This window comes from Enterobacter cloacae complex sp. 302F9 (genome assembly GCF_050030335.1).
Lineage (GTDB): Bacteria > Pseudomonadota > Gammaproteobacteria > Enterobacterales > Enterobacteriaceae > Enterobacter > Enterobacter hormaechei_C.
This window is the reverse complement of sequence record NZ_JBLGUC010000001.1, coordinates 2,923,106-2,942,881: the sequence shown is the minus strand read 5'-3', so window position 1 is coordinate 2,942,881 and position 19,776 is coordinate 2,923,106. Positions and strand designations below refer to the sequence as shown.

At 50.3% G+C, this 19,776-nt stretch carries 14 protein-coding genes and 1 tRNA gene; 6 read left to right on the top strand and 9 right to left on the bottom strand.

Features of this window, described 5'->3' with window-relative positions; genetic code table 11:
* Positions 1-27: 27 nt before the first annotated feature.
* The gene (locus ACQG0T_RS14260; protein ID WP_271040331.1) at positions 28-3,090 is read right to left on the bottom strand and encodes an efflux RND transporter permease subunit; all 3,063 of its coding nucleotides are present in this window, start codon (positions 3,088-3,090) and stop codon (positions 28-30) included.
* Positions 3,090-4,175, bottom strand: a complete 1,086-nt coding sequence (locus tag ACQG0T_RS14255) for an efflux RND transporter periplasmic adaptor subunit (RefSeq protein WP_271040330.1) — start codon at positions 4,173-4,175, stop codon at positions 3,090-3,092. The genes ACQG0T_RS14260 and ACQG0T_RS14255 overlap by 1 nt, the downstream gene beginning before the upstream one ends.
* Before the next feature lie 474 nt (positions 4,176-4,649).
* Between ACQG0T_RS14255 and ACQG0T_RS14250 the strand changes: the two genes are divergently transcribed.
* The 3 genes from ACQG0T_RS14250 to ldtA all read left to right on the top strand — a co-directional run bounded on the left by ACQG0T_RS14250 (position 4,650) and on the right by ldtA (position 8,817).
* Positions 4,650-5,081: a universal stress protein gene (locus ACQG0T_RS14250; RefSeq protein WP_003859525.1), complete on the top strand. Its 432-nt coding sequence runs from the start codon at positions 4,650-4,652 to the stop codon at positions 5,079-5,081.
* 47 nt (positions 5,082-5,128) lie between these two features.
* Positions 5,129-7,822 (top strand): cation-transporting P-type ATPase, encoded by a 2,694-nt coding sequence (locus tag ACQG0T_RS14245; protein ID WP_047365507.1) that lies wholly within the window; start codon positions 5,129-5,131, stop codon positions 7,820-7,822.
* Positions 7,823-7,884: 62 nt separating this feature from the next.
* Positions 7,885-8,817 (top strand): L,D-transpeptidase, encoded by a 933-nt coding sequence (gene ldtA, locus ACQG0T_RS14240; protein ID WP_015572412.1) that lies wholly within the window; start codon positions 7,885-7,887, stop codon positions 8,815-8,817.
* Positions 8,818-8,952: 135 nt separating this feature from the next.
* Here ldtA and ACQG0T_RS14235 read toward each other — a convergent pair.
* Positions 8,953-9,028, bottom strand: a tRNA-Asn gene (locus ACQG0T_RS14235).
* 320 nt (positions 9,029-9,348) lie between these two features.
* Between ACQG0T_RS14235 and nac the strand changes: the two genes are divergently transcribed.
* Together nac and cbl are read left to right on the top strand one after the other, a co-directional pair.
* On the top strand, positions 9,349-10,266 hold the full coding sequence (nac, locus tag ACQG0T_RS14230) for a nitrogen assimilation transcriptional regulator NAC (RefSeq protein WP_003859531.1): 918 nt from the start codon (positions 9,349-9,351) through the stop codon (positions 10,264-10,266).
* Between the two features lie 96 nt (positions 10,267-10,362).
* The gene (gene cbl, locus ACQG0T_RS14225; protein WP_017383311.1) at positions 10,363-11,313 is read left to right on the top strand and encodes an HTH-type transcriptional regulator Cbl; all 951 of its coding nucleotides are present in this window, start codon (positions 10,363-10,365) and stop codon (positions 11,311-11,313) included.
* Between the two features lie 154 nt (positions 11,314-11,467).
* Here the strand turns inward: cbl and ACQG0T_RS14220 are convergent, their stop codons facing one another.
* The 3 genes from ACQG0T_RS14220 to ACQG0T_RS14210 all read right to left on the bottom strand — a co-directional run bounded on the left by ACQG0T_RS14220 (position 11,468) and on the right by ACQG0T_RS14210 (position 15,678).
* The gene (locus ACQG0T_RS14220; RefSeq protein ID WP_064489434.1) at positions 11,468-12,349 is read right to left on the bottom strand and encodes a nucleoside-specific channel-forming protein Tsx; all 882 of its coding nucleotides are present in this window, start codon (positions 12,347-12,349) and stop codon (positions 11,468-11,470) included.
* 84 nt (positions 12,350-12,433) lie between these two features.
* Entirely contained in the window at positions 12,434-13,996 is a 1,563-nt protein-coding gene (locus ACQG0T_RS14215; protein WP_015572414.1) for a bifunctional metallophosphatase/5'-nucleotidase, read from the bottom strand.
* A 128-nt stretch (positions 13,997-14,124) separates the two neighbouring features.
* A complete protein-coding gene (locus tag ACQG0T_RS14210) occupies positions 14,125-15,678 on the bottom strand; it encodes a bifunctional metallophosphatase/5'-nucleotidase (protein ID WP_015572415.1) in 1,554 nt (517 codons plus the stop codon).
* Positions 15,679-15,810: 132 nt separating this feature from the next.
* Here ACQG0T_RS14210 and ACQG0T_RS14205 point away from each other — a divergent pair, with 132 nt between their 5' ends.
* Positions 15,811-16,986: a cytoplasmic protein gene (locus ACQG0T_RS14205; protein WP_085939390.1), complete on the top strand. Its 1,176-nt coding sequence runs from the start codon at positions 15,811-15,813 to the stop codon at positions 16,984-16,986.
* A gap of 105 nt (positions 16,987-17,091) precedes the next feature.
* Here the strand turns inward: ACQG0T_RS14205 and ACQG0T_RS14200 are convergent, their stop codons facing one another.
* The 3 genes from ACQG0T_RS14200 to ACQG0T_RS14190 all read right to left on the bottom strand — a co-directional run bounded on the left by ACQG0T_RS14200 (position 17,092) and on the right by ACQG0T_RS14190 (position 19,568).
* The gene (locus tag ACQG0T_RS14200; RefSeq protein WP_271040329.1) at positions 17,092-18,618 is read right to left on the bottom strand and encodes an aryl-sulfate sulfotransferase; all 1,527 of its coding nucleotides are present in this window, start codon (positions 18,616-18,618) and stop codon (positions 17,092-17,094) included.
* Positions 18,619-18,865: 247 nt separating this feature from the next.
* On the bottom strand, positions 18,866-19,255 hold the full coding sequence (locus ACQG0T_RS14195) for a M15 family metallopeptidase (protein ID WP_023294975.1): 390 nt from the start codon (positions 19,253-19,255) through the stop codon (positions 18,866-18,868).
* The gene (locus tag ACQG0T_RS14190) at positions 19,242-19,568 is read right to left on the bottom strand and encodes a phage holin family protein (RefSeq protein WP_017693121.1); all 327 of its coding nucleotides are present in this window, start codon (positions 19,566-19,568) and stop codon (positions 19,242-19,244) included. Before ACQG0T_RS14190 ends, ACQG0T_RS14195 begins: the two co-directional genes overlap by 14 nt.
* Positions 19,569-19,776: the final 208 nt, after the last annotated feature.

The window sequence follows — 19,776 nt, the reverse complement described above, 5'->3', positions numbered from 1 at the left end:
TCTTGATGATATTCAGCCCTGTCGCATTCATTGTTGTTCAGCTTTGTCCTTACGATGGAAACACGCGTAAATTACGGGGAGTACCAGCAGCGTCAGGATTGTAGCAAACCCAAGCCCAAACATAATCACAACGGCCATGCTCTGGAAGAACACATCCAGCAGCAGAGGGGCGAGGCCGAGTACGGTCGTAAAGGCGGTGAGGAGGATGGGACGCAGGCGCGACGTGGCGGCGTAAACGATCGCACTGTGCTGATCCTGCTGCACTTTCTGCTGTTCTATCTCTTCCACCAGCACAATGCCGTTGCGGATCAGCATCCCGCTCAGGCTCAGCAGGCCAATCAACGCCATAAAGCCAAAAGGGATGCCGGTAATTAAAAACCCCGGCGTCACGCCTATCAGCGCCAGCGGCACGGTCAGCCAGATGGCGACGGCGTTTTTCACCGAACTGAACATCAGCACCGTGATCACAAACATCACCAGATAGCCGAGCGGCAGCGTGGTAAATAGCCCCTGCTGCGCTTCGCTGGAGTTCTCCGCGTCACCGCCCCACTCAATGCTGTAGCCGTGGGGCAGGGGCAGGGCATCAATTTGCGGCTTCACGCGGGCGAGAATATCGCCGGAGGTTTGCTGGCTTAGCGGGTCAGGGTCGGTCTGCACGGTCAGCACGCGGGAGCGGTCACGGCGCAGGATCAGCGGATCTTCCCACTCCAGCGCGAAGCCGCTGATGACGTTGCTCAGCGGAATATACTGCTGCCGGGTCTGGCTCCAGACCAGAACGTTATTCAGGTGATTGGCGTCCAGCCGCTCGCTTTCCGGCGGGCGCACCACCACGGGCAACAGGTCGCTGCCTTCTCTGTACAGTCCTGCCCGACTGCCGGAGAAATTCATCTCCAGTGCGTTATCGACGTCCTGCTTATCCACGCCAAGCTCACGTCCCAGCGCAGTGACGTACTGCGGGCGGAGCACTTTGCTGCGATTTTGCCAGTCGTTCCTGACGCTGTCCGTCGCCGGATCGCGCGTAAGGATGTTGTCTACCTGGCTGGCGATCAGACGCAGCCTGTCAGGATCGGGGCCTTTAATACGTATTTCAATGGCGCTGTCGCCGGAGGGGCCAAACATCACCCGCTTCGTGCTGGCGTTAACCTGCGGATAGTTCCGTGCGATGTACTCATCCACGTGGCGGGTCAGGGCGGGGATGTTACGCTGGTCGTCCATTCTCACCATAATTTGCGCATAGTTGCTGTACTGCCGCTGTCCGCTGTAGGTCAAAATAAATCGCATACTTCCCTGACCAATCGTCGAGACCGTAGTTTCCACGCCTGGCTGGCCGTTAATGGTTTTCTCGATATCACCGGTTATCTTCTCGGTCCAGTTAATGTCGGTACCGTAAGGGAGCCAGAGGTCGACAAAGAAAATTGGCGTACTGGAGGAGGGGAAGAAGTTCTGCCGCACCGAGCCAAAGCCCCAGATGGCGGCGGCCAGCAGTGCGGCCATCACTACCAGCGTTGGCGCTTTACGCCGTAACAGCGCGTTGAGCACACCCTGATAGATCCGATAGATGCGTTTGTCATAGGGATCCGTTTCGTCGGCCTTTGGCGGTGCAGCATCTCGTTTAAACAGCCACCACTTAATCAGCACTGGCGTAATGGTGAGGGCTGAGAACCAGCTCAGCATGAGCGAAATCAGCAGGACCTGAAACAGCGACTTACAGTATTCGCCGGTGGAATCCTGTGACAGCCCGACGGGCGCAAAGGCCAGGATGGCGATGACCGTTGCACCCAGCAGCGGCAGCGCAGAACGGCGAATAATGTCGCTAATGGCGTTCATCAGGGACGAGCCCTGCTGCCGGGCTACCAGTACCCCTTCGACAATAACAATGGCATTGTCGACCAGCATGCTGAGGGCGATGATCAGCGCACCCAGTGAAATGCGCTGTAGTTCAATACCCCAGAGATACATGATCAGCAGCGTGCCCAGCACGTTGAGGGCGAGGGAAAAGGCGATAATGATCCCGCTGCGTAAGCCCATAAAGATCAACAACACGCCGATGACAATCGCCAGCGCCATCAGGAAGTTAATGATAAATCCGTTAACGGAATGCCCGACCTCCGCCGCCTGATCGTAAAACAGGTCGATATGGATACCTGCCGGTTTCTCGGCTGACATCTGCTCTAGCTTCGCCTCCAGGGCATGTCCCACGTCGATCACGTTAACGCCGGGGATAAAGGAGACGCCCATGGTGACGGCTTTTCTGCCGTTGGCATGGTAGATGCTGGCAGGGGACGCATCCAGCCCGCGTGACAGGGTGGCAATATCCCGTAAGCGGGTAGCCGCCCCAACGCCGGGCGGGGTCACGATGAGATCGGCCAGCTCGTCAATACTTTCGAATTCACCGGTAGGATGCAGACGAATTGACTCGGTACCGGAGGGGATCTCTCCCGCGCTGGAGACCACGTTCAGCCTGCTGAGCTGGGCAGAAAGCTGGTTCAGCGTTATCCCGCGCGCGGCCATTTTGCTCAGAGAAATGTCCACGTTAATCTGCTGAGTGAGGGCTCCGCCGATGGCCACTTTGCCCACGCCTGGCACGAGGACCAACTCCCGGCGCAGCAGCTCGGCATACCGGACCAGTTCCGGATTGCTGAATTCATCTCCGGAAATGGCGAAGAAAAAGCCGAACACATCGCCAAAATCGTCATTCACAAACGGGGTCACTACGCCGGGGGGAAACTGTCTGGCGGCATCTCCCACCCGGCGACGCAGTTCATCCCAGATTTGCGGCAGTACATTTGAGTGGTAGCGCGAGGCTATATTGACCGTGATCTGCGACAGGCCGCTGGAGGAGATGGAGCTGACGTTATCCAGATAAGGTAACTGCTGAAGCGCATTTTCCAGCGGCAGGGTGACCTCTTCCTCAACCTGCTGCGCCGACGCGCCCGGATAATGGGTGATCACCACCGCCGTTTTGATGGTAAACGCCGGATCTTCCAGTCTGCCAATGTTCAACAGGGCAATAATGCCGCCTACGCCCAGCAGCAAAATCGTCAGCCAGACGCGAACCGGGTTGCTGATAAACTGACGAGAGATATCCATTACAGTCCCCGTTCACGCGTCCAGATACGTACCGGCTGGTTGGGATGTAGCTCCCCAACGCCTGCGGCCACCACGCGTTCACCGGCCTTAAGCCCACCGACGATGACGACCCCCTCAGCGCTGACTTGCCCCACGCTGACCTTACGATCTTCAAGGTGCAACGTATCGCCTTCGCCCGTCACCACCCAGACATGTGGCTCATTGCGCGGGCGGTTATCCGGGTTAAAGACCGCTTCAACCGGCACTACCAGCGCCTCACTGCCCACACCAGCCGGAAGGTTGGTTAAATTGATGGTGACCGTTCCGCTGACGCCGCCCACGACGGGAAAATCATCCGGGCGGGGCATGGTTAAAATCACCTGCCAGGTCAATGTGTTGCTGTCGCTACTGCCTGAGTGCTCTTTGTACACAGCGGTAAACTCGCGACCGGGCAGGGCGTTGATCCTCACTACCGGTTTGTACTGCGCATTGCGAATATCGAAGGTGTTAAACAGGTTCTCTGGAAGGCTGAACACCACGTCCAGCAGATGGGTACGGGTCAAAGTGACGACGGGCTGGCCGGCGGAGACGACCTGATGATTTCGCACATGGACGCTGGCCGCTGTCCCGCTAAAGGGGGCGACGAGCGTCATCTGGCTTAATTCTTCGCGCGCAATCTGTAGCGCGGCGTTTGCTGAATCGCGGTTGGCGCGCTGGACATCCATCTCGGCTTTCGACACGGCCTGGCGTCCCGCCAGGGTCTGGAAGCGGTCGAATTGCCGCTGAGCCAGGGTCGCCGCCGTTTGCCTGTCGTTCAGGCGCTGCCGGGCTTCACGGGCGTTGAGGCTGGCGAGTCGTTGCCCCTGTTTGACAATGGCACCCTGGCGAATGTCCAGGGTCTCAATCTGCCCGGCTCGTTTGAACGCGAGATCCGTGGCGTCGCCGGATTCAATACGGGCGGGAAACACGCGCTGCTGCGCGTTGCCGGCCTTGACCACCTCTGCGACTTTTACCATTTTCGGCAGGGGCGCGGCGCGGTCGGGTTTCGGATCGCACGCCGTCAGCAGCAATAAAACAGCAGGCAGAAGAGAGAGGTAGCGCTTCACAGTATTCCCCTGATAATAATTGTTTTATTTATTTCGTCATCAATGCTGGGGTGGCGCTATTCTGCCAGGGCCGAGACGACCACATAGGTAAATAGACCGATTGCTGTGCTGGCGATAATGGCGAGCGCAATAAACAAACCAAGGCGAATCAGGCTTAAACCGTACATGCATTCCTCCATGAGGTTGAAGGTGGCGCGGGATAAAGAGAATAAACGTGTTGCATGCCTGACTATGAGCATAGTCGGTGAATAAATAAATGTTAAATAACCATTATTAGTGGCGTGACATACTCAGGCGAAACAAGCGTTACGATGGTGTATCCCCTTTGAATAACATCCTGATATTCCTGTGCTACGTTTAATAGCATCCATTCCTTTTTTTCCGTAAAAGGCATTCACGCCTGTACCCATGGGTTTGATGCGATCTCTCCTGATTCACTCACTGTTGTGTTGGTTATAAAAAAGGATGCTTGATATGTATAAAACGATTCTGGTGCCGGTGGATGTATACGAAACAGCATTGTCTGATAAAGCGCTACAGCATGCCCAATTCCTGGCGCAAAGCGCATCGGGTAATGTCCATCTGCTGTACGTTATGCCAAAGTTCTCGGCGGAACTGACCCGCGGTTTTATTGCAGACGCGAGAAAGATGGATGAATATATGATTAATAATGCTAAAGAAAAACTGGCTGCGCTGGTAAAAAAAATCAACCTGCCGGAAGCAAATGTCCATCTACATGTTCGCAGCGGGAATATACGTGATGAGGTAATCAAACTGGCGGATGAGCTTAACGTCGGTGCGATTATTGTGGGATCGCGTAATCCAAATATTCAAACTCATTTATTAGGGTCAGAGGCGGCGAGTATCGTTCGTTACGCGCATGTTCCTGTTTTCGTTATTCGTTAATGTCATGAAAGCAAGGTGATTTCTGAAAAGAACCCGAGGAAGGAACGATGATAACAGAAAAGCCTCACCGTCCGTATTATCAACAAACCGTTGATGAAACCCTGACAAATATCCAATCCAGCCTCGACGGACTTAGCAGTACAGAAGCCACCGCCAGGCTGGAAAAATACGGTGAAAATGCCTTACCGCAAAAACCGGGTAAACCTGGCTGGCTGCGCTTTCTGGCCCATTTCAACGATGTCCTTATTTACGTCCTTCTGGCGGCGGCGCTGCTGAAGCTGATAATGGGACACTGGGTGGATATGTTTGTCATTCTTGGGGTAGCCATCATTAACGCCCTGATTGGCCATATTCAGGAGAGCAATGCGGAGAAATCGCTGCAAAGTATTCGCAATATGCTCTCCAGCGAGGCTGTGGTCATCCGGCAGGGCAACCATGAAACTATCCCGACGACAGCACTGGTGCCCGGAGATATCGTCGTGATACGCGCCGGGGATCGCATTCCTGCTGATCTTCGCGTGACAGAGGCGCACAATCTGCGGGTGGAAGAAGCTATTCTCACCGGCGAATCCACGGTAGTGGAGAAAAGCAGCGATGCGCTCCACGGGGAGTTGCCGTTAGGCGACCGTTACAACCTGCTTTATTCTGGCACCACCGTCAGCTCCGGCGGCGGAAAAGGGCTGGTGGTGGCGACCGGTGGGGAGACTGAACTCGGCCATATCAACCAGATGATGTCAGACATTGAAAAACACCGTACCCCGTTAATGGTGCAAATGGACAAGCTCGGCAAGACCATTTTTATCACTATTCTGGTGATGATGCTGGCGCTGTTCGTTTTCAGTCTTATCTTCCGTGATATGCCCGTATCAGAGTTGGTGCTGTCGCTGATTAGCCTTGCGGTGGCGGCGGTGCCGGAAGGATTACCGGCCATTATCTCGATCATCCTCTCGCTGGGCGTGCAGGCGATGGCGCGTCGCAAGGCGATTATTCGCAAGCTGCCTACCGTGGAAACGCTGGGGGCGATGACGGTTATCTGCTCGGATAAAACCGGCACGCTGACTATGAATGAGATGACGGTAAAAGCGGTGATTACCGCGGACACCACCTACCGCGTGGACGGAGACAGCTACGAGCCGGTGGGCGCGATTCACCCTGTTGACGATCCGACACCGGTCACCGTGACCCCGGGATCTGTGCTTGAGCGCTATCTGCGCACAGTCGATCTCTGTAATGACAGCCAGCTGATCAAAGATGAGCAGGGGCTGTGGAAAATCACCGGCGGTCCAACCGAAGGCGCGCTGAAGGTGCTGGCGGCCAAAATCCCGCTTCCGGCAATTGACGCCGAGTTGCGCAGTAAAATCCCATTTGATTCGCAATATAAATACATGTCCACCCTCTATCGCCTGGGCGACGAAGAGGTGATGTTAATCACCGGTGCGCCGGACGTCCTTTTCCGTCTTTGCCAGCACCAGCAGACCCAAAACGGGCTGGAGCCGTTCAACCTGCACTATTGGGAAGAGAAGATTGAAGAGTATGCGCGCGAAGGATTGCGCATGGTGGCTGCGGCCTGGAAACCGGCTGCCAGCGGGCAGCGCGAGCTGACGCATGCGGATCTGCAAGAAGGGGTCATACTGCTCGGCATTGCGGGCATGATGGATCCCCCGCGCCCGGAAGCCATTTCGGCCATTGCCGACTGCTTGCAGGCGGGCATTCGCGTGAAAATGATTACCGGGGATCATCCACAAACGGCGATGAGCATTGGACAGATGCTGGGTATTGGCAACGCGGCGAGCGCCATTACCGGGCGCGAGCTGGAGGCGATGGACGACCACCAGCTGAGCGAGGCGGCGCAAAAATACGATATCTTTGCCCGCACCAGCCCGGAAGATAAATTCCGCCTGGTGCAGGCGCTGCAAAGTAAGCAGGAAGTGGTCGGAATGACCGGGGACGGGGTGAACGATGCGCCGGCGCTGAAGCGGGCGGATGTCGGCATCGCGATGGGGATCAAAGGTACTGAAGTCACCAAAGAAGCCGCCGATATGGTGTTAACGGATGATAACTTTGCCACCATTGCCCGGGCGGTCCATGAAGGGCGTCGGGTCTACGACAACCTGAAAAAGACCATTTTGTTCGTTATCCCGAGCAACATCGCCCAGGCCTTGCTGATCATAATTGCCCTGCTGGCGGGAAACCTGATCCCATTAACACCGGTACTGATCCTGTGGATGAACATGGCAACCTCGGCAACGCTGTCGTTTGGCCTGGCGTTTGAAGCGGGTGAGAAGGACATCATGAACCGGCCGCCGCGTAAGTCTAACCTGCATGTGATGGACGGGTATGCCATCTGGCGAGTGGTGTTTGTCGGCCTGATGATTGCCATCAGCGCCTTTGTGCTGGAGGCCTGGCTGCAACCTCGCGGCTACTCGCCGGAGTTCATCCGCACCGTGTTGCTGCAAACGCTGGTCACCGCCCAGTGGTTTTACATGCTCAACTGCCGCGTCACCGACGGCTTCTCCCTGAGTAAAGGTCTGCTGGCTAACAAGGGGATATGGATCGTGAGCGGCGTACTTCTGGCTCTTCAGCTTCTGATCATCTATGCGCCGTTCATGCAAATGCTGTTCGGTACCGAAGCGCTACCGTTCCGCTACTGGATCATTACCTTCCTGATTGGGTTTGCGATGTTCATGATTGTTGAAGCAGAAAAAGTCCTTACCCGGAGATGGCGCACGACGAAAAGATGACTGAATGAGCAGGCTAAGCCTGCCCACCGGCAGGCTTTCTCTTTGACTGAGTACAGAACACTATGATTCGATTTGCCTCGTTCGTTTTTACGCTTGGTATTCTGGTTCCCGCTGCATCTGCTGTAACCTACCCCCTCCCTCCCGAGGGCAGCCGTCTGGTGGGGGCGCCGATCACCATCACCGTGCCTGAGGGCAATACTCTGCCGCTCGAAGCGTTTGCAGCGCAGCACGGACAGGGGTTGAGCAATATGCTGGAAGCCAACCCGGGGGTGGATCCGTTTTTACCGCGAGCCGGAACACAGCTGGTGGTACCCCAGCAGCTTATTCTGCCACCAACCGTGCGCGAGGGGATTGTGGTGAACGTCGCGGAAATGCGACTTTACTATTATCCACCCGGCAGCAACACGGTTGAGGTGCTGCCTATTGGCATCGGTCAGGCCGGGCGCGAAACGCCGCGTAACTGGGTAACCGCCGTTGAGCGCAAACAGGAAGGCCCAACCTGGTCACCCACGCCAAATACGCGACGCGCTTACGCGAAAGAGGGGAAAACGTTGCCCGCGTTCGTTCCCGCCGGGCCGGATAACCCGATGGGGCTGTATGCCCTCTATATCGGCAGGCTGTACGCGATCCACGGTACCAACTCAAATTTCGGCATTGGTCTGCGCGTCAGCCAGGGCTGCATTCGCCTGCGTAATAACGATATTAAATACCTGTTCGATAACGTTTCGGTGGGGACGCGGGTACAGCTTATCGATCAGCCCTTAAAGGTGACCACCGAGCCGGACGGTAGCCGTTGGGTAGAGGTTCACGAGCCGCTGTCACGCAATCGCGCGGAATTTGAATCGACAAATAAGGTGCCGCTGCCCATTTCAGCCGCACAAAGGACGCAGCTAATAAGTGAAGGGGCGGGCGCTGAGCTGGAACGGCGGTCGGGGATGCCGGTGAAGCTTGCTATGCCCGGTGGCGCTGCGCTTACCGGGCCTACAGGACCGTAGGTCGGGTAAGGCGAAGCCGCCACCCGACAATTTTACAGAACGCAGAATGTAGGTCGGGTAAGCGCAGCGCCACCCGACAAACTGACCGAACGCAGAAAAGCAAAAAGCCTGCTTTAAAAGCAGGCTTTTCAAATTTGGCTCCTCTGACTGGACTCGAACCAGTGACATACGGATTAACAGTCCGCCGTTCTACCGACTGAACTACAGAGGAATCGTGTGAACGGGGCGCATATTATCGACCTGCGTACGCCTTGTCAAAGGATGGATCGCCGACTTTGAACTGTTTGCTGACAAAACCAGCAAAGTGACGTTTTTGCCAACGGAATGCACCATTATTGTGCAGATATACCCCGAATGGGGCAGATCGGAAACCGTTGTCCCCGTCTTAAAACAGGCACCAGTGATTGGCTTTCCTTATTTTCAGCCGCTTAGCAGCGACATACACCCGCTGCAAAAAACTGGCATCCATATTGCAAAACCTGTTTAACAACACAGCCGTTACCGGCACGCTATTTTCGAACAGGGGGCAACATGAACTTAAGACGACTGAAATACTTCGTAAAAATCGTCGATATCGGCAGCCTGACCCAGGCGGCTGAAGTGCTGCATATCGCGCAGCCTGCGCTGAGCCAGCAGGTCGCGACTCTGGAAGGCGAAATGGACCAGCAACTGTTGATCCGCACCAAGCGCGGCGTAACGCCTACCGAAGCGGGAAAAATTTTATATACCCATGCCCGCACGATCCTGCGTCAGTGTGAACAGGCGCAGCTTGCCGTGCACAATGTGGGTCAGACCCTGAGTGGCCATGTCTCCATTGGCCTTGCGCCGGGAACGGCCGCATCGTCTGTCACCATGCCGCTGCTTCAGGCGGTGCGCGCGGAGCTACCGGAAGTGCTGGTTTATCTGCATGAGAACAGTGGTTCCGTGCTCAATGACAAACTGCTCAACGGTCAGCTGGATATGGCGGTGCTGTACGATCGCTCCCCGGTTGCCGGGATCACCAGCCAGCCGCTGCTGAAGGAAGATCTTTACCTGGTCGGTACCCGTGATTGTCCCGGTCAGAGCATTGATTTAACCGCTGTGGCAGAGATGAACCTGTTCCTGCCGCGCGACTACAGTGCCGTGCGCGTGCGCGTTGACGAAGCGTTCTCGCTGCGTCGTCTGACGGCCAAAATTATCGGCGAGATTGATTCTATTTCCACGCTGACTGCCGCCATTGCCAGCGGCATGGGTGTAACGGTTCTGCCCGAATCTGCCGCACGTTCACTGTGCAGCGCGGCGAACGGCTGGATGGCCCGCATCACCACGCCATCCATGAGCTTACCGCTGTCGTTGAATATGTCCGCGCGCGGCTCCCTGTCACCGCAGGCGCAGGCGGTGAAAGAGATCCTGATGTCTCTGGTCAGTAAGCCGTCGCTGGAAAATCGCGAGCTGCAACTCGTCAGCTGATATTCCAAATAAGCATAAGATGCTGGTTTTTATTATTTGTTCTCCAGCCCGGCTGACTCTAACAATAGCCTTATGTCAGATGCGCCGGAGTGAATTGTGAATTTCCAGCAACTTAAAATTATTCGTGAGGCGGCCAGGCGGGATTACAACCTGACCGAAGTCGCCAATATGCTTTACACCTCTCAGTCGGGCGTCAGCCGACATATCCGCGAGCTGGAGGAGGAGTTAGGCATTGAGATTTTTATCCGTCGCGGCAAGCGCCTGCTGGGTATGACCGAGCCAGGCAAGGCATTGCTGACCATCGCTGAGCGCATTCTCAACGAGGCCAGCAACGTTCGTCGGCTGGCGGATCTCTTTACCAACGACGCTTCCGGTGTGCTGACTATCGCCACCACCCATACACAGGCGCGTTACAGCCTTCCGACGGTTATCAAAGCATTTCGTGAGATCTTCCCGGACGTACGTCTCGAACTGATCCAGGGCACGCCGCAGGAAATTGAAGTGCTGCTGCATAACGGTGGGGCCGATATCGGTATCGCCAGTGAACGGCTGAGCAATGACCCGCTGCTGGTGGCGTTCCCGTGGTTCCGCTGGCACCACAGCCTGCTATTACCCGCCGAACACCCGCTGAACCAGGTTTCACCGTTGACGCTGGAAGAGATCGTCAAATGGCCGCTTATCACCTACCGGCAGGGCATTACCGGGCGTTCGCGCATAGATGAAGCGTTCAAGCGTAAAGGGCTCACGCCGGACGTGGTGCTGAGTGCGCAGGATTCCGACGTGATCAAAACCTACGTCGAGTTAGGGCTGGGGATTGGCCTGGTGGCCGAGCAGTCTGGCGGCGAATATGAGGCCGGAAATCTGGTGCGTCTGGATACGCGTCATCTGTTCGATGCGAACACCGTCTGGCTCGGTCTAAAGCGCGGACAGCTTCAGCGTAACTATGTGTGGCGTTTTATCGAGCTGTGCAATGCGGGGCTCTCCGTGGATGAGATCAAACGCCAGGTGATGGAGCCGGAAGAGGTGGCGATTGATTATCAGATTTAGTTTTTGCCCGGCGGCGCATTGTCTGCCGGGAACGGTAAGAGTGGCTCTAAGTCTTCCTGGGTGATGCGTGTACCGGGTTAAATAAAATAATGCCATCCATAAATGAATGGCAATATTATTTTATTTCTTAATGTCTAATTCCTTTTAGACATATTTAAAAAGTGTATCCGGCAGTTAAATAGTAGGCCCACCCCGTAGAGTCTATACGGGTGATCTGCCCTTTGCTATTATATGCTTTACTGCCTTCTTCAAATTGCCCACCATGATAGAAATAACGAAGGGTGGCGCCATAGCTCCAGTGAGAGTAAACTAAGCTGAGGATATGGGTAGAAACTATTGAATCATTAGTACGGGAGTAAAAGGGTTGCTCGCCACCTGATTCGTCTTTTAAGTCTGAGCCAAAATCAAAATTGGTGAAACCGACGTAATTTAGCTTCCCGCCAAACAGTGTAGTTAAAGGAATAGCATATTTTAATTTAAAGCGATATCCATCCCATTCGTTTTCGTTGGCGGCGTTATAATTATTCCCCTGGTATTTAGCGTAGATGTTTGCAGATAAAGTTATCGGTAATCCCGTATCAATATCCGTCCCAATTCCCATATACCAGGTACTTTGACGCTGTCCTTCGTTAGTACCCGCATCATAAATATAGTTGTGAGCAAAATACCATTCTTTAAATGGACCAACGCTCAGATCAAGTCCCGTTAATTTACCGATACTAAAACGTGGCTCTATTTCTGTAAAGAATGGCGAGCCATTGTCCCAAATACCAATGTCGTTGTCATTTCCCAAACCAAAAAATTTAGGTAAATCCGCATAGCCGTAAAAATCAAACCAATCCACATGTGCCCACGCACGGTATTCTGGATAGAGATCGGACCTTTTTTGTGGCCCAAAGCGAGTAGAGTTGCTGCCGACTATATTAATGCTTTGATGCCACCAGTCTGATAGATATTCATTATTACCAGAGTCCGCAAACGCAATGAAGGGGAGCATTATCAATGCGCCTGGTAAAAGATATTTCATTTTTTTCATGCGTGTATTTCCTTTAATGGGAGTATGTTGAAAAGCGAGTGGTATTTAAAATACATGTCAGTATTTAATCACTTCTTGTTTAATTCATTTTGCTGCGCTTACATCAGTCACCCTCATTTCATGATCGGGTTTAACTGGGCTATGCGCCTTCACATAATCAATAATTGAATCGGCAGAGGTAGTGCTGTTAATAGTTTTAATATTTTTCCCTTTTAAAAATGCTTCAAATCCATCGCCACCTGTCGCACAAAATGAGTGTGTAGCAACCCGATATATCCTGGTCGGATCTATGGGTTGATTATTGACAGTGAATTTAATGAGACGTTTGCCCAGCGGTTTTGTACTGTCATAGACAACATGAACGCTTTTTGATACTTGCAAAATACCATTGGTGAGATTAGTCGCATGGATCATTAAATCGGTGAGATCTTTTCCGGTAAGATCCATTTCAACCAGGTCATTATTAAACGGGAAGGTGGTAATAACATCGCCGTAGGTTAAATTTCCCTGTGGGAAATCAGCACGTATCCCTCCGCTGTTTTGTAATCCAACGACGGCATCCGGCACTTTTGCCATCATGGCATCAATTATCAAATTACCGACGGGTGATGATTCCCCATATGAACGCGTAAAGTGCGCCGTTGTCGAACCAATAACCTGGCCAGTGATTTTTTTCAGACTGGCATTCCACTCATCAATTTTAAGCTGAACTTTTGGATCAGGTTTATATTCATCAGCAAATACAGTGATTAATTCACCTTTGTAACGCACAATTTTCTTCGTCTGAGGGTTAAAATCCAATACTAATTTACCAATGTCAGTACCATAGGCATCCGTTGAAACAATGATAGTGTCATTAACTTTAATCGGTTCTGGCGTCCCTACATGGGCATGGCCTGTGATTAATACATCAATACCCTTAAATTTCTTCGCGGTATCGATATCAGCTTGTAGCATTCTGGCTACGTCTTTGTTTCCATAGCTTGACTGGCGCGCTGGCGTACCTTCATGAATAAGCAGCACGATGATATCCACTTTACCTTTTAAGGCATCAAGCCCTTTTTGAATATAAGGCTCTTCATCACGCGCCTCTGAACCAGCGTAAGCCTTAGCTGCAATCGTGTCATAAAATGCAAATTTCTGATGTACCCCGATTACGCCAATTTTGATGCCATCTTTTTCGACAACCGTCCAAGGGGTATTCCAGACGGGCTTTTCACTGTTGGTATAAAAAACATTACCTAACAAAATGGGGAAGTGTGCTCTTGATAACTGCTTAACCATGTTATCAACGCCATAGTCAAATTCGTGGTTTCCCACTGACACAGCATCAAAGGGCATGGTGTTCATGATATCAATAATGGCTTCGCCTTTGGTCAGGGTACTTATATAGGGCCCGGTAAAGTAATCACCTGCATCAAAGAAAAAAACATCTTTACTTATTTTCTTAGCATCATTGACGATGGTCGCTATATTCGCAAAACCTCCTACCAGACGTTCTTTGTCAACGGTGGGTAGTTTCCCAGGAGAGACATGAGCATGTAGATCGTTGGTATAGTAAATAGTTACATCTTTTGCATGAACTGAGGCGGTTAACGTTGCGAACCAACATAACGTAATCAGGCTCAGCTTTATATTTTTCTTCATAATCAATTCCCTTGAAAAAAATAATAGCTTGAAAAGGGTCCATGTAGAGGTATGAACCCTTAAACGTTTATTTTATTTCAATGCATTCATCACCAATGCGGCGCCAAAAGCCTGTATGGTAAGAACCTTTACTTTTTCACATCAGCAACGCGCATGCCGTTGAGCTGCTCATCCGTAATAGTGTTGCCCGCTTTGAAGTAATCGATCACGGCATTAGAAACGTAGTAACCGCCTGTTGTATTACGCGCTTTACCCTCGGTAAAGGTGGTAAAACCATCGCCGCCGTCAGCAAGGAAGCTCTGAGTGGCAATGTGGTAGACTGTCGCATCCTCAATCGGCTTGCCATTAAGGTTAAATACGACGACCCGCTGACCGATTGGTTTACTGCTGTCATACTTCACCTCCAGGCCTTTTGAAACCTGCAAGACGCCATTACTTAAACTTGCGGCATGTTCCATCAACGTGCGTAATTGTTTACCCGTAAGATCCATTGTGGCCAGCTCGTTAGGGAAGGGGAACGTACTGATGACGTCACCCATCGTAATTGCGCCCGACGGGATCTCATTGCGAATGCCGCCCGAGTTGGTCAAGGCTAGCTGAGTATTTTTACCCGCAGCCACCAGTAGAGCGTCCGCAGCCAGATTACCCAGTGGGGCTGATTCACCATACGCGCGCGTCAACTCAACCGGCGACTGCGCCACCGTTTGTTGAACTACTTTATCCAGTTTCTTATTCCAGCCGTCTATAACCTGTTTCGTTTGCGGATCGGGCTTCCACTCATCGGCGTAAATGGTTTTAAGCTCAAAATTTTTCATCGTAAACTGATGCGGCTTCGTGTAGTCCAGTACCAGTTTCCCCACATCAATGCCGCCGCTGTCGGTCGAGAGGATCAGCGTATTGCCAACTTTAATCGGTTCCGGCGTACCGACATGCGCATGTCCCGTAATCAGAATATCCAGACCTTTCACCTGGCTTGCAGTTTGAATATCTTTATCCAGTGCACGTCGTACGTCGGTCCCTCCCATACTGGACTGACGCGCCGGTGTACCTTCATGGACCAGCAATACGGTCAGGTCGACTTTGCCTTTCAGTTCATCCAGATAGCGCTGTAACCACTTAATTTCATCCCGCGCTTCAATGCCTACGCGCGTTGCCGCGGAGACGGTATCATTGAAGGCAAACACGCCGTGCAAACCAATGACGCCAATTTTCACGCCATCTTTTTCGACGATGGTATAAGGTTTATCCCAGAATAATTTGCTGCTGTTCTCATAGAATATGTTGCCCTGTACGACAGGGAATTTCGCCTGGCTTAGCTGTAATAATGTATTATCCCAGCCATGATCAAATTCATGATTTCCTATCGTTACAACATCAAACGACATGGTATTCATAATATCAATAATTGCTTTTCCCTTCGTTAAGCTACTAATATAAGGGCCAGTGAAATAGTCACCTGCATCAAAAAACCATGTCGCTTTACTTTTTGATTTTTCCTCTTTTACCAGAGTAGTGATATTCGCCCAGCCACCAATATCCCGTTTGCCGTCAGCAATCCATGGCACTTTATAAGGTTCTACATGAGCATGGAGATCATTGGTATAAAGGATGGTGACGTCCTTAGCGCAGGCCCAAAATGGTAACGTCGTCAGAATACCCGCAGCGATTAACTTTATCTTCATAAGTCGTTCCTTTCAGTCATATAAAGATTCGCTACTTTACGTTCTGAAAGGATTTTTTATGCGAACCTGCTCACACACTTATGCAAGAGTTATGCGGCAAAATCACCGACCCATTCAAATCGTTGGTGATTAATATTGATTCTGTTTACGATTAATACCTGTAAATCGTTTGGTTGCCGTAATTTAGGGCTGCCAGTCTCAGCATCTGAAGATTACAGTTGGCCAGACTACAGGCTGGGATATCCAGCATTGCACTGCCGGGCATGTGGGAGTTATCCCCCTCTGTTTAATGAACAACAATTTAATGAATGGCTTTTTTCTTGCTTAAGCGCCTATGCCTTAGAAAACGGTTATTTTTGCCCTGAATGTTATTGCCCGAAAACTATTTGTTATGGTTATAACCCACGGGGGACACAGCGCGTTCAGTGCCGCGCCTGCAAAAAAGTCTGGACACCCAAACAGCAAAAGCAAAGAAAAATAGTGTATCCAGAACGTATTGAAACTGTGTCACTGGTTGTACCGTTCCAGGGGAGAATTGCAGAACAGAAATTGTATGTCCTGATCAGTTTTGATGCCATTCGCGGTAATATTATTCATCTCTCCACTAATTTTACTGAGCATCAAAGTGGGGAAACATTACGTTATCACTGGAAGGGAAATATAGAGCCTGATTTGCATCACGCTGATATTGTAAAACGCGTTGATATGCGAGAGACACAGTTTCTGCGTCGGAGCCAGTTCGATGAAATACAGTATGGAAGCGCGGCTCTGAAATGTAACGCCAGAGGTTCGATTGTGCGCCCGGTGATAGCGGCTCACGGGCATTTTCGAATACTGAATCTCCTCTTTCCTGAGGTAAAGATGCATGTTATTTCACACGAATGCTTTCTTCGGGGAGCAGTCATTACCGCCTGGGCAAATTTGTTTCGCCTGGGGCAAGGTGAAATGTGGTTTATAGAAGAAGAAATCAACGATAATGATAGTGATATACCCTGGAATTTTCAGAGAACGTCACAGCATGGCTGGTGGCAAAGTCAGTGGCAGCTTTGGGAGCAGGGAAGAAACCGTAAGATGGTTTGCCCATTAACAGGGGGGGATAGCAGTAACGCTAAAAGGCTCTCTTTAACGGCCAGCAGGTGCTTTATCAACTGGCTATATAAACAAACGCATTTTAGTCGCAGCGCGCAACTATCCGCAGGGCGGGTGACGCAAATACTACTTTCCCTGGCGCAAGACTATAACGATAAATTTACATTAGCGCCTTCAGGTATGAATAATGGCTCAATCTTTTCGGCGATGAAGTCATGACCTGTGCGCTTCGTATATAGCATCAAGGGGTCATGGCTCGACATGACCCCCTATTAACATATGCAGTGATCAATTGCATCTGTTCCAGATTGTTACATCATTTGATTAATTTGCATAAATAGATGCCGCAGTGATGACGTCAGTAAGCTCCGTTTCATTAAATAATCTTGCACGGTAGGCCTCCCCTGGGTATTGAGGAGCGCCATCAGATAAAGAAATCACATCATAGATAGAGGCAACCATATTACCGTCTACGTCACTGATAAAGAATGAGCGCGCATGGCAGGTAAAAATAGTGAAATAATCACCATGATCAAACACGCCTCCCATAAAGTCGGTCCATTGGAGGATAGGCGTCGTTGGGAGTTCAACAGGCGCATGAATCTCAACAGCGGTGCCTGCTGCTAAGTCGACCGCATAGAACAGAATGCGGGCTGGATCTGTTTGATAGGGGTCCGACGTCGCTGCGTCATTTATCGGACGAATAACGGGGTTGCCATTTTCATCTACGCAAGATCGGTTATCGAACACTGATAAGACAAATTTTCCTGCGGTAGGATCGATACTGGCAGAAAAAGCACTATTATTCGTAATGCACACCGTATGGGCACCATTTTCAAAATGAGTAATACCCGAATTATCAATATGAATAGTCGCTTGTTTTGCCGGGAACTGAGGGTTGAAATTACCTGTGTCGATTGCCCACAAGATACTGCCATCAACGATAGAGATACCAAAAGTTGTACTCGTTGTGCGAGAATGGACAATAATGGCTTCTTCGTTATTTGGGCTGCTTGCAATCCATGTAAGAGAGTTAAAATGGACATCATTAGGCGTATTGTTATTCAGAATTTGAGAACCACTATATTCGCTGGTATAGTTTTTCGCCCAAATCATTTTCCCTGTCTGATCGTTAAATTTCAGAACCAGCGCATCTTGCGCCATCGTGTTGGTTAGTCGGTTAGGGCTATCGGTGCCAAACATATAAATGTCGCCCGCGGAGTCCCAGATTACATCATGAGTATTTGCATAGTGATTGCCATCAGCATCACGCATGTCGAATTCAAGGACGACATTGCCCATGATATCAATTTTGAAAAAGCTACGGCCGTACCACGCCATATCTTCGTCGCTGCCGGTATAGAGGTAGCCATTGTGGATCCGCAGCGGTTGGAGATGATAAACCGATAAGAAGTTAAAACGCAGGTCACCATTTTGGTCATAACCTCGGCCAGTGGATTCCATTAACCAACTGTTTCCCCATACAGAGGTAAATAGTGCAGGATCGGTTTGCTCAATATCGAGGTGGAAGATGACAGATGTATCATATTCCTGATCTTCTGTACTGATGATAAATGGCTGATTGAAAACTTCAGTACCCGTGTCATCCTTAAATACGACCTGCACACTGTTTGCATATTGCGCATAAAGACCAATAACAGGGATTTTAATGGTTTGAGTAACACCATAAATGAGATCCGATGTATAGGTAAAATCTACGCTGGTTGGACTGGTCGTCCTTTTTGTAACAGTGTAAGAATAACTTACCGGGGTATCTGAGGTAAAATAAAGGTATGCAGCGAGCTGGTTGTCGGCTGGTGCAAGTTCAGTTTTAATATAAGTAATTGTCATGATGGTATTCCTTTTATTTCATTCAATAAGATATATGGTTTTTTTGTCAGCGCAATTAAGCATCGCCTGTATAAATAACGAGTAAATAAACGCCTGACGGATAATTTTGTGCTGTGATAATTAAAAGCGATTTTGTATTCTCATTCTCCTATTATAAAATTTATGTAAAAAGAACATGGTTAATCATCCGGAAAATAACGATGCGCTGTATTCTCTGCGGAAATATACATGTCAAAAGTGTTAGGTTCTATTCAGGATACATCTTTCGTGATAGCTGAAAATGAACGCCATCCTTTATTTCCGTCCAGTTGCCACCCCACTCAATATCAACTGATAACTCCTTAGCGGCCTGAAAAACAGCCGTTGCAATTGTCTGATAATGTTTAAAATCCCATGAAACGGTACCGTTGATGACCGCGAATACATCGACGGCGTGCCCCGTTAAATGCCTGCTTTTAGACGTTAAGGATTTTCCTAATGCTAATAGCTCAAGCTGTCGTTTTTGGTTTCTTACCCCTTCAGAAATACCGAAGTCAACAGGCGATAATTTCAATGCTTTTCTCATCACCTCCGAAAGATCTTTATGTACTCCTTTAAGGTTCTTTTCAGTCTTTCTACTAAATTCATGATTTATCATTACTATCTCCAGAGATTTTCTTCCAGTAATAATTAAGAGCAACAACACCCATTGCACCTGATATACCGCTGACTGCAAGCGAAGTATGAAATACTGAACCAAGGCTTTGTGACATCAACCCAGCAAGTACACCGGTAAATCCTGATACAATAATTTGTGCTAACGCAGAAAATAAACTTCTTCCCGACTGGCCTGACTTAACGTCAAGGAGATATCTGACAAGTCCTCCCCACGCGCCAAATAATATTATGTAAAGCCAGCTAAAAAATGCATTTGATGATGGGTCTTTCCATGGCAAAGCAATTACCTCCATAGGGTATATAAGTAAAAAACTTTAGCTCTTGATGAGATTATTTTTCCTGGTCTAACGATTTGCTTTTGCTATGCGATAAATAATAAACGTTGAGCAATCCCGTTTTGTGATGAATATCACACGGAATGTAATTAATAGTTTTTGCCGATCGATATTTGATGAATGATAGTTATGTGTTATTAATATTAATGATTCTATTTATTAGTGG

Bases quoted from the DNA above. Each gene is read 5' to 3' on its own strand.
- ACQG0T_RS14245 (WP_047365507.1), top strand. From the start codon at position 5,129: ATGATAACAGAAAAGCCTCACCGTCCGTATTATCAACAAACCGTTGAT.
- ldtA (WP_015572412.1), top strand. From the start codon at position 7,885: ATGATTCGATTTGCCTCGTTCGTTTTTACGCTTGGTATTCTGGTTCCC.
- ACQG0T_RS14220 (WP_064489434.1), bottom strand. From the start codon at position 12,349: ATGAAAAAAATGAAATATCTTTTACCAGGCGCATTGATAATGCTCCCC.
- nac (WP_003859531.1), top strand. From the start codon at position 9,349: ATGAACTTAAGACGACTGAAATACTTCGTAAAAATCGTCGATATCGGC.
- ACQG0T_RS14195 (WP_023294975.1), bottom strand. From the start codon at position 19,255: ATGATAAATCATGAATTTAGTAGAAAGACTGAAAAGAACCTTAAAGGA.
- ACQG0T_RS14260 (WP_271040331.1), bottom strand. From the start codon at position 3,090: ATGGATATCTCTCGTCAGTTTATCAGCAACCCGGTTCGCGTCTGGCTG.
- ACQG0T_RS14210 (WP_015572415.1), bottom strand. From the start codon at position 15,678: ATGAAGATAAAGTTAATCGCTGCGGGTATTCTGACGACGTTACCATTT.
- ACQG0T_RS14215 (WP_015572414.1), bottom strand. From the start codon at position 13,996: ATGAAGAAAAATATAAAGCTGAGCCTGATTACGTTATGTTGGTTCGCA.
- ACQG0T_RS14190 (WP_017693121.1), bottom strand. From the start codon at position 19,568: ATGGAGGTAATTGCTTTGCCATGGAAAGACCCATCATCAAATGCATTT.
- ACQG0T_RS14200 (WP_271040329.1), bottom strand. From the start codon at position 18,618: ATGACAATTACTTATATTAAAACTGAACTTGCACCAGCCGACAACCAG.
- ACQG0T_RS14250 (WP_003859525.1), top strand. From the start codon at position 4,650: ATGTATAAAACGATTCTGGTGCCGGTGGATGTATACGAAACAGCATTG.